11 protein-coding genes are annotated in these 17414 nt (G+C 74.0%); 5 read left to right on the top strand and 6 right to left on the bottom strand.

The annotated features are described in order from the left end of the window. Positions 1 to 80: 80 nt before the first annotated feature. From ACFYPS_RS11115 to ACFYPS_RS11105, 3 genes are read right to left on the bottom strand one after another with little or no spacing between them, the layout of a single operon-like run. The gene (locus ACFYPS_RS11115) at positions 81 to 878 is read right to left on the bottom strand and encodes a class I SAM-dependent methyltransferase (protein ID WP_387324028.1); all 798 of its coding nucleotides are present in this window, start codon (positions 876 to 878) and stop codon (positions 81 to 83) included. Beyond that, positions 875 to 5152: an alpha-(1->3)-arabinofuranosyltransferase family protein gene (locus ACFYPS_RS11110; RefSeq protein ID WP_387324025.1), complete on the bottom strand. Its 4278-nt coding sequence runs from the start codon at positions 5150 to 5152 to the stop codon at positions 875 to 877. The genes ACFYPS_RS11115 and ACFYPS_RS11110 overlap by 4 nt, the downstream gene beginning before the upstream one ends. Next, positions 5149 to 6819, bottom strand: a complete 1671-nt coding sequence (locus ACFYPS_RS11105; RefSeq protein ID WP_387324022.1) for a substrate-binding domain-containing protein — start codon at positions 6817 to 6819, stop codon at positions 5149 to 5151. The genes ACFYPS_RS11110 and ACFYPS_RS11105 overlap by 4 nt, the downstream gene beginning before the upstream one ends. Before the next feature lie 258 nt (positions 6820 to 7077). On the opposite strand from ACFYPS_RS11105, the gene ACFYPS_RS11100 reads away from it, so the two are divergent. After that, complete coding sequence (locus ACFYPS_RS11100; RefSeq protein ID WP_354963329.1) at positions 7078 to 8238, top strand: glycosyltransferase family 4 protein; 1161 nt, start codon at positions 7078 to 7080, stop codon at positions 8236 to 8238. A 55-nt stretch (positions 8239 to 8293) separates the two neighbouring features. Here ACFYPS_RS11100 and ACFYPS_RS11095 read toward each other — a convergent pair whose 3' ends face one another. Together ACFYPS_RS11095 and ACFYPS_RS11090 are read right to left on the bottom strand one after the other, a co-directional pair. Beyond that, positions 8294 to 8461, bottom strand: coding sequence for a hypothetical protein (locus ACFYPS_RS11095; RefSeq protein WP_158609830.1), 168 nt, complete (start codon positions 8459 to 8461; stop codon positions 8294 to 8296). Next, entirely contained in the window at positions 8458 to 10176 is a 1719-nt protein-coding gene (locus ACFYPS_RS11090) for a hypothetical protein (RefSeq protein WP_387324019.1), read from the bottom strand. Before ACFYPS_RS11090 ends, ACFYPS_RS11095 begins: the two co-directional genes overlap by 4 nt. Before the next feature lie 136 nt (positions 10177 to 10312). Between ACFYPS_RS11090 and ACFYPS_RS11085 the strand changes: the two genes are divergently transcribed. Both ACFYPS_RS11085 and ACFYPS_RS11080 read left to right on the top strand, forming a co-directional pair. Next, the gene (locus ACFYPS_RS11085) at positions 10313 to 12538 is read left to right on the top strand and encodes a hypothetical protein (RefSeq protein WP_387324016.1); all 2226 of its coding nucleotides are present in this window, start codon (positions 10313 to 10315) and stop codon (positions 12536 to 12538) included. Then, on the top strand, positions 12535 to 13959 hold the full coding sequence (locus tag ACFYPS_RS11080; RefSeq protein ID WP_387324013.1) for a polysaccharide biosynthesis protein: 1425 nt from the start codon (positions 12535 to 12537) through the stop codon (positions 13957 to 13959). The genes ACFYPS_RS11085 and ACFYPS_RS11080 overlap by 4 nt, the downstream gene beginning before the upstream one ends. Here the strand turns inward: ACFYPS_RS11080 and nudC are convergent. Further along, positions 13853 to 14782 carry an NAD(+) diphosphatase gene (gene nudC, locus ACFYPS_RS11075; protein ID WP_387324010.1) on the bottom strand — a complete coding sequence of 310 codons (930 nt, stop codon included), beginning with the start codon at positions 14780 to 14782 and terminating at the stop codon, positions 13853 to 13855. The genes ACFYPS_RS11080 and nudC overlap by 107 nt on opposite strands. Before the next feature lie 182 nt (positions 14783 to 14964). On the opposite strand from nudC, the gene ACFYPS_RS11070 reads away from it, so the two are divergent. After that, positions 14965 to 16785 carry a VanW family protein gene (locus tag ACFYPS_RS11070; RefSeq protein ID WP_387324007.1) on the top strand — a complete coding sequence of 607 codons (1821 nt, stop codon included), beginning with the start codon at positions 14965 to 14967 and terminating at the stop codon, positions 16783 to 16785. Positions 16786 to 16873: 88 nt separating this feature from the next. After that, complete coding sequence (locus ACFYPS_RS11065) at positions 16874 to 17269, top strand: hypothetical protein (RefSeq protein ID WP_354963324.1); 396 nt, start codon at positions 16874 to 16876, stop codon at positions 17267 to 17269. Positions 17270 to 17414 lie beyond the last annotated feature (145 nt).

The raw sequence follows: 17414 nt of genomic DNA, 5'->3' as shown, positions 1-17414 counted from the left end.
GGAGGAGCTAATTTCGCCGCTATCGATCAGTGATGTGGCCGCGAGGTTACTACCTGGTCACATCGCAACGCGACCCCCGGTCAGCTCTGTTTTTCCGCCGCGCCGCCCGGTTCCGGACCGGTGCGCCGCAGGACGAGCACGAAGTTCCAGGCCACGATCTCCCGTACGCCGGGCACGCGGATCACCCAGCGGGCCCACCACGGGTGGTAGCGCGGTAGCGCCTCGAGCACCTCGACGTCGCGGCTGCCGCGGGCCCAGCGCAGGGCGTCCGAGATGGACACCGGGAAGAGCGTCTCGAGGTAGCGGTTCTTCGGCGGTCGGCCAGTTTTCCGCTGGTAGCGCCGCCGGGCCCGGTCGCCGCCGAGGTAGTGCCAGGGGGCCGTCTCGTGCCCGCCCCACGGTGACAGCCACGGGGTGAACGACACGAAGAGCACGCCACCGGGACGGGTCACCCGGGCCATCTCGTCCAGCATCCGGGTCGGCTCGGAGACGTGTTCCAGCACGTTCGAGGAGAACGTCACGTCCACGCTGGCGGACCGGACCGGCAGGGCGGTGCCGCTGCCCCGCAGCATGCCGGCGACGGACTCCCCGGCGGCGGAGAAGTCGCCGACGTCCGGGTCGAGGCCCACGTAACGGGCACCGGCGTCCCGGAAGGCGGAGGCGAAGTAGCCGGGACCGCCGCCGACGTCGAGCACGGTCCGCCCGGCGAGCGCGGTGTAGCCGGACACCTGACGTACCGAGTCCCCGGCCAGCAGGCCGTAGAAGTGGTCCGGGTCGGTCTGCTCGACCAGGAACGCCCGGAACAGCGTCACCGAGCGGCCCAGCGTGGCGAACCGGCGGCGGTCCGCCGGGCCAGCGACCCCGTCTGCTGTGGTCATCGCGCCACCGTCCCGTCCTCGTCCTGATCCGTGGGGCCGGCCGCGTCCGGCCCACCGTCGTTCGTCTGCGGAGACGGGTCCGTCGCCGCCTCGCCCGCGCCCGCAGGTACGAGTCGCTCGGCGGGCGTGCCGGGAGCCGGGATCACCGCCGCGGTGACCGCGGCGACCGCGACCAGCATCGCCGCCTGCACCCACGGGCCGTACGCCCACTCCTGCCCGTGGCCCTGCAACCGGCCCGTTACCGCGGTCACCGTGGCGACCGTCAGCCCGCCGAGCACCACCACCGGCAACGCCCGGATGGCGAGCTGCCGCAGCAGCATCGCGGCCAGCACGATGGCCACCGGCAGCACCCCGCCCAGGGCGGCGAGCAGCACCACCAGCAGGACGCCGATCGCCCACGCCGGGCCCTCGGCCGGAATCGTCCGGTCCACCCCGGCGCGGCGGCGGACCGGCCATGCGGCCAGCAGGAGCACCACCAGCGCGGCGAACGCGCCCGCCGCCAGAGCGCCCCGGTACGTCCGGTCCGGCGCGAAGACCAGCCGGACCTCCGCGGCGTCACCGGCCGGCAGCACCCATGCCTGCTGCCAGCCGTCCACCCGGGTCGTGGTCAGTTTTCGACCGTCCAGCGTGGCCGTCCAGCCGGCGTTGGCGTTCTCCGGCACCACCAGCAGCGCCGCACCGCCGGCGGCCACCCGCACCCGGCGGTCGGTCGGGTCCCAGTCGAGCGTGGTCACCGCACGGTGCCGGGGTGCCGGCACCGCCGCCTCCGGGCGCAGCGTGGCGTCCTGCACCAGGAAACCGGCCGACGGTGCGGTCGCGAGCTGGTGCCCTCCGGCCGGGAGGTCCACCACCGCCCCCGTGGAGCCGCAGATCGTCACCGGTGCCGGCCGCCCGGCCAGCACGTCGGCGAGCGTGGTGGTCACGGACGTCTCGTAGCGGTAGCCGTCCAGTTCCACGGCCGGGCCGGTGCCGCACCTCTCGGTGACCCGGGTGCCGCCGGAAAGCGGGCGGAGCAGGTCGTCCAGCGCCGGAATCTCCACCTCGGCGATCCCGGCGGTGGCGGTCCAGCCGTTACCGCGCCGGTCGGCGGTCCGCGCGGCGGTCTCCCGGACCACGATCTCGATCCGGTCCGTCCGGACCGCCGGGAAGCGGACCGTTCCGTCCGCGCCGACCGGCAGCACCAGGCTGCGGCCCGGGGTCCGTACCTCGACCTGGGTGGGCAGCGAGCCGACCGGCAACTCCGCGGGCCGCAGCCGCACCTCGGCGAGGCGTCGCTGCCCGGGCCACCGCAGCCGCAGCGTGGGGCGCAGGTCGCCGGTGTCCGCCAGCCAGGCCGTCCCCGGATCGCCGTCGACGGCCGCGTAACCGGCGACGGCCGGATCGCCGGTCAGGTACGAGGAGACGGTGGCCACCACCGGCACCCCGATCAGGGTGAGCTGACCGGCCGGCCGTGGCACGGCGGTGAGCGCCAGCCGGTAGCTGCCCGGGGTGGTGCTGCGGAACACCCGGTCGACGCCGAGCGGTTCCTCGCCGGCGCGGGCCAGGAAGCGGTCGCACCGTACGACCGCTCCGGCCGGCCGGGTCCCGGTGCCACCCGCCGACCCGTTCCCCGTCCCCGCCGCGTCCGAACCGGCACCGGGAGCGGAGGTCGGGAAGCAGGCGGGCCGGTCGCCCGAGCCGCGGCTGAACGACCAGGCCACCGGACCACCGAACCCGTTGGGCAGGTCGTTCGGCGCCCTGAGCGCCCGACGGGCGGTGGTGCCGGGGATGGCGAGTTCCCGGATGCCGACCCCGCCGTCGCGCCGTTCCCCGGCGACGGCCAGCACCGTGACCCGTACCCGGCTGGTCGATCCGGGCAACGTGTAGTACGAGTGGCCACCCAGCGTGTCGGCCACCTCGTGGTCCACCGAGCCCCGGTCGGTGGTGATCCGGAACCGGGTCACCGGCCAGCCGACCCCGAGGTCGTCGACGAACGCCAACGACACGGTCTCCACCGCACGCGGGGTGTCCAGGTCCACCTGGAGCCACTGGCCGACCGGCCCGGCCAGCGGCGCCGAGTGCCACGCGGTGGAGTACTCGCCGTCCACGGCGGCGAACGGCAGGTGCGACGGGTCGGCGGCGGCGAGGTTGTCCACGAAGCTGGTCGCGGTGCTCGCGCTGACCTCCCGCACCCCCTGGTAGGTGGCGATGGTCTGGTGCCGCTTGCCGGGGAACGGCAGCAGGTCGAGGGCGACCCGGCCCTGCCGGCCGGCCTCGGTGGCGGTCAGCGTCTGGCTGACGTTGTCCCGCACCCGGCCGATGTCGCGTTCCCGGCGGCGCAGCCCGTCGGTGACGATCCACCGCTCGTCACCGACCTCGGCGCGGTCCCCGGCCAGCACCACCGGCCGGTCCCGCTCCACCAGCCCCTGTTCGAGCAGGGGCAGCAGGGACTCCGGCCCGCCGCTGACCGTCGGCACGTCGTCGGTGAGCACCGCCGAGGCGACCAGCACCGGTCGCTGCACCTCGTACACCTCGATGGCCGGCACCGGGCCGGCGTCGTCGTCCATCGGGCTGCCCGGCGTGCGACCGGGAGCGGTGGTGGTCCCGAAGGTCGCCACCCGGGCGATGCCCGGCGATCCGGTCAGCGCACGGCGCAGCACCGCGACCGGTGGGGCGTCCACCTGACTCCGGTCGATGTCGTTGCGCAGCAGCACGTGCCGGAAGCCGGCACGGGCCAGGAAGTCGGCCAGCCCGGCCGACCCCCGGCCGCCGGCCAGGACGGTCTCGACGGTGTCCATCACCCGGGTGTTGCCGGCCGAGCCGAGCGGGATCTGGTTCCGCACCGCCCAAGGCGCTCCGGCGAGCGCCTGGAGCGGCTCGTCGACCGTCCGCCCCCACTCGTACTGGCCGAAGCCGGACCCGGGCACCATCAGCGTCCGGGCCAGCGCGTCCCGGTCGGCCAGCCACGTGGCCGCGGACCGCCAGTGCGGCGGCAGGTCCGACCAGCCCGGCCCGGGCCGCAGCTGGCCCAGCCAGGCCGGCGCGGCCGCGCCCAGCACCAGCAGCAGCACCGGTACGAGCGCCAGCGGCCGCAGCCGGACACCGGGGCGGCGCCGAGCGGCGGCGTTGTGCAGCCGGGTGACCACCGCGTCCACACCGTGCGCGAACCCGAGCATCAGCGGCAGCCGCAACATCGGGTCCAACTTGTGCACGTTGCGCAACGGGGCCAGCGGACCGTCCAGCAGCTCCCGGACCGGCCCCGAGAGCGGGCTGTCCAGGCTGCCGACGTAGCCCATGGTGAGCAGGGTCAGCCCGGTCAGGAAGCCGAGCACCAGGAAACGCCGCTCGGGCAGCAGGTTGCCGGCCAGCCCGGCCAGCCCGATCAACGCGACCAGCGCGGTCAGCGCCATCAGCGCCGGGTGGTCGATCAGCAGCCAACCGGCCGGCCACCACGGATCACCCTGGACGATGTACGCCACCCACTGGTTGGTGCCCCGAACGGCCTGGAAGAGCGACGCCACCGCCGTGGTCGTGGTGGACGACTCGATGTAGTCCAGGAACGGCAGGCTGTACTCGCCGAGCAGCAGCAGCGGCACGATCCACCACAGGCAGACCGCGGCGACGCTCAGGCACCACCAGCCGACCAGGCGCAGGTGGGCTCGGTCCCAGCGTCGGGTGAGCAGCCAGATCCCGGGCAGCAGCAGGGCCAGCACGACCACCGCCGCGTTGATCCCACCCATGCCGAGCACGGCCAGCGCGGAGAGCGCCGCGGCCCGGCGTGGCGAGCCGATGCGGCGGACCAGCACGAGCGGCAGCAGCACCCACGGCAGGAGCGCCGCGGCGAGCGTCTCCGAGGAGAGCGCGCCGATCTCGGTGAGCATCCGGGGCGCCAGCGCGTAGCCGAGCGCGGCCGCGTACCGGGTCGGTTCGGTGCCGATGTTCAACGCCCGGGCGAGCCGGAGCAGCCCGTAGAACGCGACCGCCAGCAGGAGCGCGGTCCAGGCCCGCTGCGTGACCCACGACGGTACGCCCAGCAGCTGCCCGCCCGCGAAGAACGGCCCCATCGGGAAGAGGTAGCCGTACGCCTGGTTCTGCAGTTCGCCGGAGGTCGCCTCCGGGTTCCACAGGTGCAGCGCGCGGGTCAGGAAGTGGATCGGGTTCGCGGCCAGGTCGAGCTTGGTGTCGAAGGTGACCTGGCCGGGCCGCTGCCCGAAGGCGATCGCGGTGAGCAGCAGCAGCGACAGCGCGGTCCAGGGCGCCGAGCGCACCGGCCGGGGGACGCGCGGCCGGATCATCGGCGGCACTCCGGGGGCAGGCAGCTCAGGTCGGCGAGCGCGGAGAAGAAGATCTGCCGGATGCCGCTGGGCTGCTCGGTACGGAACACCCGCCCGCCGGCCACCTTGACGATCGCGGTCAGCTCGTCCGGGTCGACGTCCCGGCCCAGCCCGATGAAGATGATCGGCAACGGCTTGCGGGGGTCCTGCAACCGGGTCAGCTCGGCGAGGAACTTCGACCGGCCGATGCTGTCCTCGTCCTCGTTCCGCCCGTCGGTCATGACCAGCACCAGGTTGATCCGGCCGGGCGTCCAGTGCTGCCGGGCGTCCCGGTACGCGGCCAGCGTCGTGTCGTACAGCCCGGTGCCCCCACCGGTCTTGACCCGGACGGCGGCGAGCCGATCGGCCAGCCGGGCCCGCTGGGCGCGCAGCGGGGCGACGGGCAGGATCTCCCGGTAGTCCCGGCCCCCGTCCACCTTGGTGGAGAAGACCCAGATCCCCAGCTCGCTGTTGTCCAACAGCAGACCGGCGCCCTCCTGGGCGGCCTTGACGGTCGCCCCGAGCCGGGTCTCGCCGGTGCCGGGCACCGGAGCCGCCATCGAGCCGGAGACGTCGATGACGGTGAGGATCCGGGCGCTGCGCTGCACGCCGCTCCAGCCGTTCAACACCTCGGTGACCGCCTCCTCGGCGGGCAACGGCACCGGGCTGCGCTCCTCCGCCCGCAGTCGGCGGTCGTCGGGAATGGCCGGCGGGAAGCCCGCCGCCGTCCGGAAGCCGAACCCGAGCAGCGCGTCCCGGGACTCGACCGTCAGCAGGTTGGCCAGGAAGCCCGCGGCCGCCTCCCGGACCTGGCCGCGGGCGGCGGGCAGCACCACGTACGGCAGGTCCAGCGACGGGACGCCGATCTCCGGGTACGCGGCGACCAGCTTGTTGGAGCCGGCCAGCGCGTTGTGGTCGAGCACGGCCTTCTCGCTGGCCGCCACCGCCTGGGCCTTACCGGCCAGCCCGCCCCCGGGTGCCAGCACGCCCCCGCCCTCGCCGGCGGGGAACGTCTCACCCGCGAGCCGGCGCAGCACCGCCGCCATCGCGGCGGCCGGTTGCCGCTCACCGGCGACCAGGGCGCGCACGCCGAGCAGCGCCGCGACCCCGGCCGGATCGGCGGCCGGGTCCGGCACTCCCACCGGGGCCGGACGGGCCTTCGGTCCGATCAGCGACGCCCACGTCACCGCCTTCGCCGGCCATCCCAGTCGACGCGCGGCCGGCTCGGTCACCGCGAGCACCACGGGGGTGCTCGCCACCGAGGTGCCCTCGCCCGGCACCTCGAAGGCGCCCCCGGCCCGGGCCCGGCGCAGCCAGAACGTGGACTCCGGCAGCCACGCGTCGGCGACGTCCGCCGCGTTGGCCAGTTCCCCGGCCACGGCGGCGGACTCCCGGGCCTGCACGGCGATCGACACGCACGGTTGCCGACCGACGCTGGCCCGTACGATCCGGTCCAGGGCCGGGGCGATCACCGGCGCGGCGGCCACCCGCAGCTGGACCCGCTCGGCGCACTCCGGCACACCCCGGTCCGCGCGCACGTAGGCCACGGCGGCCCAACCGATCAGCAGCAGCACCAGGGCGGCGCTGAGCAGCACCACCGGGGATCGGCGGAAGAGGGAGCGCACCGGCGCGAGCCCGTCGCGCAACACCGCCGGCCACCTCCTCGTCACGTACCGGCGCGTCCGTGCGCAGGTCGGAATCCATCGCGCCCGCCGGGCGGCGTCACCTGGACGCCGGCCGTCACGCGCGGTTGCGCTGCACACCCTGCCAAGCTTTTCCGCCGCCGGCAAACCCCCGATCGACGAGCGGTTATCCGATCTTCGCTGCCGGTGCGACCCATTGCGCCCACGGGCCGGGCCGCCCTAGGGTGGCGCGATCGTGCTCACTTACTCATCGGTAGGAGCAGCGTGGACCCCTCCGGCACCCCCACACGCCACGTCCTGTTCCTCAACTGGCGCGACACCACCAACCCGGAAGGCGGCGGCTCCGAGGTCTACCTCGAGCGGATCGCCGCCGAACTGGTCGCCATGGGCCACCGGGTGACCCTGCTCTGCGCCGCGCACGGCAACGCCGGCCCGACGGACACCACCGCCGAGGGCGTACGCGTGCTGCGGCGCGGTTCCCGGCACACCGTCTACGCCCGGGCCGCTCTGACCTGTCTCGCCGGCCGGTTCGGCCTGGGCCCGCTCGGCCGGCGCGGTCTCGGCCGGCCCGACCTGGTGATCGACGTCTGCAACGGCGTGCCGTTCTTCGCCCCCCTGTACGCCGGCCGACCGGTGATCGCGCTGGTGCACCACGTGCACCGGGAGCAGTGGCCGGTCGTCTTCGGCCCGTGGATGGCCCGGCTCGGCTGGTGGATCGAGTCGTGGCTGGCCGTCCGGCTCTACCGGCGCTGCCGGTACGTCACCGTCTCCGAGGCCAGCCGCTCCGAGTTGGCCGCGCTCGGGGTCGCCGCCGAGCGGATCGACGTGGTGCCCAACGGCACGCCGCCGGTGACCGGACCGCCGTTGCCGCGCACGCCACACCCGTCGCTGCTGGTGCTCGGCCGCCTGGTCCCGCACAAGCGGGTGGAGATCGCCCTGCGCGCCGTCGCCGAACTCGTCGGTGAGCTGCCCGACCTGGAGCTGGTGGTGGCCGGTCAGGGCTGGTGGGAGCAGCCGCTGCGGGAGTTGTGCGACTCGCTCGGCATCGCCGACCGCGTCCGGTTCACCGGCTTCATCAGCGAGGAGGAGAAGCACGCCGTGCTCTCCTCGGCCTGGGTGGCGCTCACCCCGTCGCTGAAGGAGGGCTGGGGGCTCACCATCGTCGAGGCCGCCGCGCGCAGCACCCCGACGGTGGCCTTCCGCTACGCCGGCGGCGTCGCCGAGGCGATGGTCGACACCGAAACCGGCCTGCTCGCCGACGACGAGGCCGAGTTCACCGCCCAGGTCCGCGAACTGCTCGCCGACGACGTGCGGCGCAAGGCGATGGGTGAGGCGGCGCTGCACCACGCGTCCCGCTTCACCTGGACGGCGACCGGGGCCCGCTTCGCCCAACTGGTGGCCCAGGCGACGGGCCGGGCCGGCTGACCCGAGCACCACGAAAGGGCGCCCGCGACCAGCGGGCGCCCTTTCGTCGTCTGACTTAGCGCGTGCCGTACAGCGGAGGCTCGGCGCCCTGCTCACCATTGACGTTGGTGGTGGCAGCCTCCTTGGCGGACGGGCTGAGCACATTCGCCAGACCGACGCTACCGAGCAGGCCGAGCACGACCCCGAGCACCCCGACGGCGACGAACGCGGGCAGGTTCCTCATCCACCTTCTCCTTCCGCGGGACTCGCGTGCCGGGACGCTACCACGCGGTAGCGTGCCCGCGCAGCGCCCGAAAAACCGATGGCCAGCACCACCGTTCCGGCGAGCAGGTGGGCCAGCCCGACCGGCCCGGGCCGGGTCGGCGCGGGCGGCGGAGACCAGCGCGGATTCTCGTACAGGGTCAGCTCCGGTCCATCGTGGACGATCCGCAGTCCGGCCAGGGCCGTCGGAGGCGGCGGCGGTCCCGCCGCCCGCTGGACCAGCACCCAGCGGGCGCCGGCCGCCGAAACCGGCGTCCCGGCGTCGAGGAGTTCCCGCACCCGCTCGGCGCGCGGGTCCTCGCCGGCCACCGCCAGCCCACCCACCCGCAGTGTGTCGTCGATCAGCACCGGCACACCGAGGTACCGGGGCGCCGGATCGATCACCACCTGGTCCCGGTTCCACCCGTAGCGCTGGTACTCCTGGAACGGCAGCGAGATCACCTCACCGGGCCGCTGCTCGACCAGCCGGGCCACCTTGGTCCAGTCCGCCGGCCAGGCCACCGGTCGGAGCCGACCCGCCGCACCGAACGCCAGGTCGGGCAGGAGCGCCACCGGCAGCAGCGCGGCACCGACCAGCAGCACCCGCCCGGTGGCCGGGTCGAAACGGGCGGCCAGCCGGTCGGCGAGGCGTTCCGCGCCGACCGCGGCGGCCACCGCCAGGGCCAGCGCGTACGGGATGAGCAGCTTCTGGCCGTCCCGGACCAGCCCCGCTCCGGGCAGGGTCGCGACCAGCCAGCCGAGCAGGTCCGCGCCGCCGGGCAGCGCGCCGAGCGCCGCCACAAGCCAGGAACCGACGGCGAGCAGGCCGAGCCGGCCGGTCACCGGGGCGGGCCAGCGCCGGCGCAGCAGCGGTACGCCGAACCCGGCGACGGCCAGCACCAGCACGGTGACCAGTGGCACCAGCAGCGCGCCCCGGGAGGCGGGCGTGGTCTGCCCGTTCCAGATGCCGCCGGTACCGGCGAGCGCCACCAGCGGCCCGGCCCAGTTCTCCGCCCGCGCCGCGAAGGCCAGCACGCCCGCCGGGTCGGATTTCCCGCTGCCGGTGCTCGCGAACCCGGCGACCAGCCACGGCGCGTTGAGCAGCACCGTCGCGCCCAGCGCGGTCGAGGCCGCCCGGGCCGCCCCCGGATACCGGCCGGGCAGCAGCACCGCGATCGCCACCAGCGCGATCACGCCGCCGCTCGGGGTGAGCGCGGACGCCGCCGCGGCGAGCAGCAGCCGCGGCAGCGCGCCGGGCCGGCCGGTCCGTACCCCGATCGCCGCCCGGACCAGCCAGGGCAGCGCGGCGTACGCGACCAGCAGCCCCCACTGGCCGACGAGCAGCCGCTCGGCCAGGTACGGCGTCCAGGCGTACCCGAGGGCGGCCACCACCCGCACCGCGACCCGTTCGGTCGGCACCAGCCGGGCCGCGCCGAGGGCCGCGAGGTAGAGGATCGCGACCAGCACCAGCCGTTGCAGCAACCAGCCCGGCACCAGCTGGTTGGCCAGCGCCACCACGGCGTCCTGCGGGACGGCCCGGGGCAGCGCCGAGGCCGGAGCGATCACCTCCCAGCCAAGCGCCTGCCGGGGCACGAAGACCATGTCGTAGCGGAGCACGTATCCGGGGAGCAGCAGCGGCGCGAGGACCACCGCCGTGACGGCGGCGGCGACACCGTGCGGCACCAACCGTTCGCGCATTTCGTCGACCCCACCCCGGTCCGGCGCGAGCACCCGTCGCGCTGGTGGCGGCCACTGTACGCGGACCGCCGTCGGCCCCTGAACCATCCGTTGACCTGATGGGGCCACCCGTCACCGGTGTGGCAGTCTTCCCGCCATGGCATTGACCGGATCCGAGGTGGACGCGGCGCGTGGCGAGACCGGCGAGGCCGGCGGACGGGTACGCGTCGATCCGATCCGACCCCTGGCCGTCACGATGATCGTGGTCAGCGTGCTGTGGCGGGCGCAGATCGCCTCCCGCGGCTACCTCGCGGCCGACGACTACGTGCTGGTCACGCAGTCCACCGAATCGGCCCTCACCCCGGATTTCCTGCTCAGCCTCTACAACAACCACTTCATGCCGGGCGGACGGCTGCTCACCTGGCTGGTCACCGACGCCTTCGGGCTCACCTACTGGCCGTACGTGCTGTTGATGGCCGCCGGTCAGGCGGTGCTCTCCGTCGCGTTCTACCGACTGCTGTGGGACCTGCTGCGACCGAGCCGCCTGCTGCTCGTCCCGCTCGGGATGTTCCTGTTCAGCCCGCTGACTCTGGAGGCCACCTCGTGGTGGGCGGTGGGCGCGAACATGCTGCCCATGGAGCTGAGCATGGTGCTCGCCCTCGGTGCCCAGCTCAGGTACGTCCGCACCGGTCGCAAGCGCCACCTGCTGTCGCTGGTCCTCTCCGTGCTGCTGGGTCTGCTGTTCTTCGAGAAGGCGCTGCTGGCCGTACCCCTGGTCTTCCTCTTCACCGTCTGCTTCTTCACCGACGGCGGTCCGGTCCGCTCGGTGCTGACGGCGCTGCGCCGCTGGTGGCCGTCCTGGCTGGTGCTGACCGCGCTGGTCGGCGCGTTCGCCGCGGTCTACCTGGGGCGCGCCGAGTCGTCCGTACGCCGGCCGGAGTCGGTGGAGGAGGTGCTGTCGTTCTTCACCCAACTCTTCGGTTCCACGCTCGTGCCCGGACTGTTGGGCGGCCCCTGGGGCTGGCTTGGCGCGGGAGACGGGTCGCCGGTGGTCGCACCGCCCGACCTCGGTCGCTGGATCGCCTGGGCGGTCTTCGCCGCGCTGATCGTGCTGACCGTGAAGCGGGACCGCCGGGCCACCCGGGCCTGGGTGCTGCTCGGCAGCTACCTGATCCTCGTCACGGCGCTGCTGGCGGCCACCCGGCTCGGCTCGGTCTTCTCCGGCGTCGCGGGCGGGGTACCCCGCTACGTCAGCGACGCCGTGGTGGTGGCCGCCCTCTGCGTCGGCGTGGCCCTCGTCGGGATCGCCCGATCAACGCCCTCCGGCGGCGAGCCGACCGACAACGAGTCAACTCCGCCCGCGGGGTCTCCGGCACCGCCCGCCGACGCGGAGCCGGCCGCGGCGCTGAGCGGGGTGGCGCCCAGGGCGCCGCGCTCGGAGCCGTCGCCGGCCGCACCGCGCTCCGTGGTCGCGGCCCACTCGTCCCGGGCCGGTGTGATCCACGCCGAGGCCCCGGACGACCCGGACCCCGGCCCGGCCGGCGAACCGACGACCGAGCCGGACACCCCACTCGACCCGGAGCAGGCAGCGGAGCCCCGGCCGACGGCAGGGCCGAGGCCCCCGGCGGAGCGCGCGCCGGAAACCACCGCGGCGTCCCCGGCCAGTCGAGGCGAGCGGCGGCCGTCAACGCCCCCACCGCCGGACTGGCTGGGGCCGGTGCCCGAGCGGTACCGCGAGGTGGTGACGGCTGGTCTGGCGCTGCTGCTGGTGGCCGCGATGTTCGGCACGGTCTGGACCACGTCGCGCTACGGCGACGAGTGGGCGAAGAAGTACGGCCGGTCCTACCTCGACACGGCCCGGATCGAGCTGGCCAGCGCCCCGCCCGGCACCGTCTTCTTCGACACGCCGCTCCCGAGCGAAGTCCTGTCGAATCTCTCCTGGCCGTACAACTACCAGTCCCGGTTCTTCGCGGCCGCCGGCTCGCGTCCGGAGTTCGTGACCGAGACGGAGAACGCCTCGATCCTGGACGGCCTCGGGCGGGTGCAGGTGGCCACCATTCAGGGCAGCAGCATCGTTCCGGGTCCGCAGGAGGGCTGCGGTTACCTGGTGACGCCCGGCCAGACCGTCCGGATGCCGCTGGACAAGCCACGGCACCACTGGGACTGGATCGTCCGTATCGGCTACCTGAGCTCGACCGATGGCATGGCCGTGCTGCGGTTCGGGCAGGGCAGCCACACGTTCCCGATCAAGAGGGGCCTGAACCAGCGCTTCTTCGAAATCACCGGCGGTGACGACGCGGTGGAGCTGACGGTGACCGGCTCGGACCTGACGCTCTGCACGAACGAGATCACCATCGGCGACCTGGTGCCGAAGCCCGAGTGACCACCGAAGAGCCCCGGCTGGTGGCGGAGGTGACCCGGCCCGACGCGGCGAAGCGCCCGGCCCGCGACAAGGGGGTCGTACGGCTCGGTGTCGCGGGCGCGGCCGTCACCGCCGCCACCATGCTGACCAACGGCCTGGCCTACCTGGTCCCCATGCTCGGTGCCCGGCAACTGACCGCCTCCGACCTCGGCGCGCTGGCCACGGTGCTCGCGCTCGGCGCCATCGCGGCAGTGCCCGGGTTCGGCCTGCAGATCGCGGTGGCGGCCCACCGCGCCAGGTGGGGGTCCAGCGGGACGACACGACTGGCGCTGCGTACCGCCGCGTTCACCGCCGGGGTGACCCTCGCCGCGGCACCGGTGCTCACCCTGGCGCTCCGGCTTCCGGTCGCACTGACCCTGCTGCTCGCCCCGACCACCTTCGCCACTGTGCTGGCCGGTCGCTGGCTCGGCGAGCTTCAAGGTGACCAGCGGTTCCTGCGGCTCTCGGGCGCGATGACCGGGCTCGCCGCCGGGCGTTACGGCGGGCTCATCGTCGGGCTCACCCTCGGGTGGGGACCGGTCGGCTCCCTGCTGCTCGGCATGCTCGCCGGCTTCCTCGTCCTGCCGCTGCTGGCCCGGCTCGCCGCCCCCGGCAGCACGGCCGTCAGCGGTGCCGCCCCTGAGCCGAGGGTCGCGCCCACCCCTGCCGGCGAGCAGGACCGCACACTGAGCGGCCGGCAGGTGCTGACAGCGTGCGGCGCCACCCTGGCGATGCTCGTCATCTCGTACGCCGACCTGATCCTCGCCCGCCAACTCCTACCGGCCACCGGCTCCGGCGGCTACGCGGTCGGGTCGGTGCTCACCAAGGGCGCGCTCTGGGCGCCGCAGGTGGTCACGCTGCTGGTGCTGCCGAGGTTGGCGTGGGGCGACCGGAGGGCTCGCGCGCTCGCGTTGGCGCTGATCGTGGCCTGCGGTGCGGTGCTGGTGACCGCCGCCACCCTCGCCGGTGGGCTGGCCTTCCGGCTGGTGGGCGGCGCGGACTACCTGCACCTGGCCGGCGCGGCCCCGCTCTTCGCCGCCACCGGCGCTCTCTACGCGGTGGTGTTCATGCTGGTCAACGACCGGGTGGCGACCGGTGCCCGATGGCCGGCCGCGCCGCTCTGGGTGGCCACCGCCGGCCTGGTCGGGGCGGCCCTGCTGGTGGCGCCGCGCACGGTCGAGGGCGTGCTCAGCTGCGCGCTGGTCACCGCCGCGCTGACCGCCGCCGTGATGATCTGGCTGACCGTTCGCCGTACCCGCGGCGGACCCCGGAAGACCGGCCACCGGTGGCCGAGGGTCAGTCGCCGTCGGCCAGCCAGGCGCCCAGCAGCTGGTGATCGATCGAGTCGACCCGGCCGAGCGGACGACCGGCGGAGACCCGCTCCCGCAGCTCCGCCCGCGTGAACCAGCGGGCCTCCAGCAGTTCCACACCGTCCACCCGGACCTCGTCCGATCCGGCGCTGGCCCGGAAGCCCACCATCAGCCCGGCCGGGAACGGCCACGCCTGCGACCCCTGATAGGCCACGTCCGTCACGGTGATCCCGGCCTCCTCGGCCATCTCCCGCCGGACCGCGTCCTCCAGACTCTCGCCCACCTCGACGAAGCCGGCCAGCGTCGAGTACGCGTCCTGCGCCGCGCCCGCGTGCCGGGCCAGCAGGCAGCGCTCCGGCACACCCGGTTCGTCGGGTGCCACCACCAGCACGATGATCGCCGGTTCGATCCGGGGGAACAGCAGCCGCCCGCACTCCCCGCCGGTGCACGTCCGCACGTGCCCGCCGCCGCCAGCCACAGCAGGCGCTCCGCACGCGCCGCAGTACCGCTGCTGCCGGTGCCAGTGCAGCAACCCCCGCGCGTACGCCTGGACGGCCGCCTCGGCCGGGTCCAGCCGGCCGACCAGTGCGCGTACGTCGACGGCCCGCGCCGCACCGGCCATCTCGACGGCGGACTGCTCGCCGAGCGCGGAGAGGTCCGCGGCGAACACGGCGGCGTCCCCGTCGAGCCCCAGGAATACGGACTCGACCGCGGCGGACCGGACGAGAGACGCCAGCTCCGCGGTCAACCGAACCGGGCCGTTCCCGTCGACGAGACAGCGGTCCCGCCACAGCGGCAGCACCACGGTGGTCGCGTCGGTGAGCAGTGCGCTCAGCCGGGCCGGATCGGTGCGCAACTCACCCGCCCGGTCCAGCCACCCGCCGCCGTACGCCAACACCCGCTCCGCAGTGTTCACAGCGCCACCGTGCCACGTGCGCGGTCCCACGCGGACATCGCCCCCGCCCCGCGCGACACGCCGGGACGACACGCGGTATCGGCACCGGTGGGCGTGCAGCCGACGAGGACGGCCGGGCATTCGTTACCGTAGGTGCCTCCGGGAGGGAGGACCTCCCGCGGCACCTGGCGATCGAGGTTGCAGTGACGCTGTACGGCGAAACAAGTCCACCCGCCGACGACCGGCCCACCGTGCAGGTCACCGCGGTCACCTGGCCCGACAACGGGCCGGGGCAGGTCACGCCACCTCCCATCGGCGAGCCGGAGGGCCGCCGGCGTAGCCCCCGCCGGCTACGGATGCTCCTCGCCGCCGGCGTCACCGGCGGCGTGCTCGCCGCCGTGGCGGGCGCTGGCGCCTGGGCGTACGCCGGGGATGTTCCCCGTGGCACCAGTGTGCTCGGCGCCGAGCTGGGTGGCCGGAGCCGTACCGACGCCCACCGGGAGCTGCGCGCGGAGCTGGACCGGCGGGCGGCGGCCCTCGCCGCGCCCCTGCGGGTCAGCGTCGGGGAGCGCACGGCCGAGATCAACCCCACCGACGTGGGGCTGAACGTCGACGTCGAGGGCACCGTGGCGGCCGCAGCCGAGGCCGACGCGCACCCGGTCAGCCGACTGGTCGGCTCCCGCACCGTCGACCCGGTCGTCACCGTCGACGTGGATCGGCTGGACGTCGCGCTCCGCAAGGTGCTCGGCGACCAGGCCCGCCCGATGACGATGCCGGCGATCACCTACAAGGGCACCACGCCGAAGGTGGTCCAGCCCAAGCCGGGGCTGGCGTTCGACCCGCAGCGTTCCGCCGACGCGGTCCGCGCCGGCTGGCTGACCGGCACCCAGGTCACCGTGCCGCTGGTGGAGAGCCAGCCGGCGACCACCGCCGAGGACTTGGACCGGCTGGTCGCCGAGCTGGCGAAGCCGGCCGTCTCCGCACCGGTCACCCTGCGCACCGATCGCGGCTCGCTGAAGATCCCGCCCGCGGCCATCGCGAAGGGCCTGCGGTTCACCGCCGACAAGGCCGGCAAGCTGACCCCGACGGTGGACGTCAAGCGGCTGCGCTCGGCGCTCGGCGACGACCTGGACGCCATCGAGGTGCCGCCGAAGAACGCGACGATGACCATTTCCGGTGGCCGACCGAAGGTCACCGACGGGCGACCCGGGCAGCAGCTGGACACCGCCACCCTGGGCCGTGATCTGCTCGCCGTGCTGCCGAAGCCGGACGGCCGCGAGGTGACCGGCGAACTGAAGCCGACACCGCCCGAGCTGACCGCGGAGAAGCTGGCCGGTCTCGGCATCAAGGAGCGGGTTTCCACCTTCACCACCCGGTTCACCGGGGGCATGGCCTCGTCGCGCAGCCAGAACATCGCCACGATCGCCAGGGAGGTGGACGGCACGGTCGTGCTGCCGGGAAAGACGTTCTCGCTGAACGGCCACACCGGCGAACGCGGCTACGCGCAGGGCTACCGGGACGCGCCGGTGATCCTGGACGGCAAGCTGGTGCCCGGTGTCGGGGGCGGCACCTCACAGTTCACCACCACGCTGTTCAACGCCACCTACTACGCGGGGCTGGAGGACGTCGAGCACAAGCCGCACTCGTACTGGTTCGACCGGTACCCGGCGGTCATCGAGTCGACCATCTTCTGGCCGAACCTGGACTTCAAGTTCCGCAACAACACCCAGTACGGCCTGCTCATCGACACGTCCTACACGTCGAGCACGATCACCGTGTCGATCTGGAGCACGAAGATCTACGACAGCGTGAAGACGGAGTACGGGCCACGCCGCAACACGACCACGCCGAAGCTCATCCACCTCGAACCCGGCCCGACGTGCATCCCGAGCAACGGCATCAACGGCTTCACCCAGGACGCCTTCCGGGTCATCAAGAAGGGCGGGGCGGTGGTCAAGCGGGAGAAGTTCACCTGGCGCTACAACGCGGAGCCCCGCTACGTCTGCGGCCCGAAGCCGTCCTGAGCGTCGCTGATCCACCGCAGGACCCGGGTGCTGCTGCGCACCGCCGTGACCACGGCCAGCACGCTCACCCGTGAGTAGCCTGGGCGCCATGTCGGAACCCGACGACTACGTCGAGCGCGTACTCGGCGCGCTGGAGTGCTACCAGCGCGCGGTACGGCGGGTGGCGGACGACTTCGCCCGGCGCGGTGCCGTCGTGGAGCCGCTGGACGTGGACCTGGGGGATCTCGACAACCTGCTGGTCCGTTACCGCTGGCGGGGACAGCCGGGCGATGCCCTCCTGGGCAGCCTCCCGGTGACGAGCGACGTCGAGCGGGCCGTCGTCGAGTTGGCAGACCTGTTGCAGGAGAAGGAGTTCGACGAGGGTGACACGGTCTGGCCCGGCTGTGCGGCCGGCGACACCCATCCGCCGACCGCGGCTGTGGTCGACGGTGTCGCCTGCTGGCAGTGCCCGCGGGCCCAGGCGGCTCTCTCCCGGATCGGATAGCGAATGGTGATCGGCAGATTTGGGTGCGGAAATGCGTCAGGGCCACCCCCTGAAGGGGTGGCCCTGACCAATGTTTGTCCGGCGGCGTCCTACTCTCCCACACCCTCACGAGTGCAGTACCATCGGCGCTGGAGGGCTTAGCTTC

Source organism: Micromonospora sp. NPDC005087 (genome assembly GCF_042872965.1).
Taxonomy (GTDB): domain Bacteria; phylum Actinomycetota; class Actinomycetes; order Mycobacteriales; family Micromonosporaceae; genus Micromonospora.
The sequence above is the reverse complement of the archived record's forward strand: the minus strand, read 5'-3'. Positions and strand labels throughout refer to the sequence as shown.

Bases quoted from the DNA above. Each gene is read 5' to 3' on its own strand.
- ACFYPS_RS11115 (WP_387324028.1), bottom strand. From the start codon at position 878: ATGACCACAGCAGACGGGGTCGCTGGCCCGGCGGACCGCCGCCGGTTC.
- ACFYPS_RS11110 (WP_387324025.1), bottom strand. From the start codon at position 5,152: ATGATCCGGCCGCGCGTCCCCCGGCCGGTGCGCTCGGCGCCCTGGACC.
- ACFYPS_RS11095 (WP_158609830.1), bottom strand. From the start codon at position 8,461: ATGAGGAACCTGCCCGCGTTCGTCGCCGTCGGGGTGCTCGGGGTCGTG.
- ACFYPS_RS11090 (WP_387324019.1), bottom strand. From the start codon at position 10,176: ATGCGCGAACGGTTGGTGCCGCACGGTGTCGCCGCCGCCGTCACGGCG.
- ACFYPS_RS11085 (WP_387324016.1), top strand. From the start codon at position 10,313: ATGGCATTGACCGGATCCGAGGTGGACGCGGCGCGTGGCGAGACCGGC.
- ACFYPS_RS11065 (WP_354963324.1), top strand. From the start codon at position 16,874: ATGTCGGAACCCGACGACTACGTCGAGCGCGTACTCGGCGCGCTGGAG.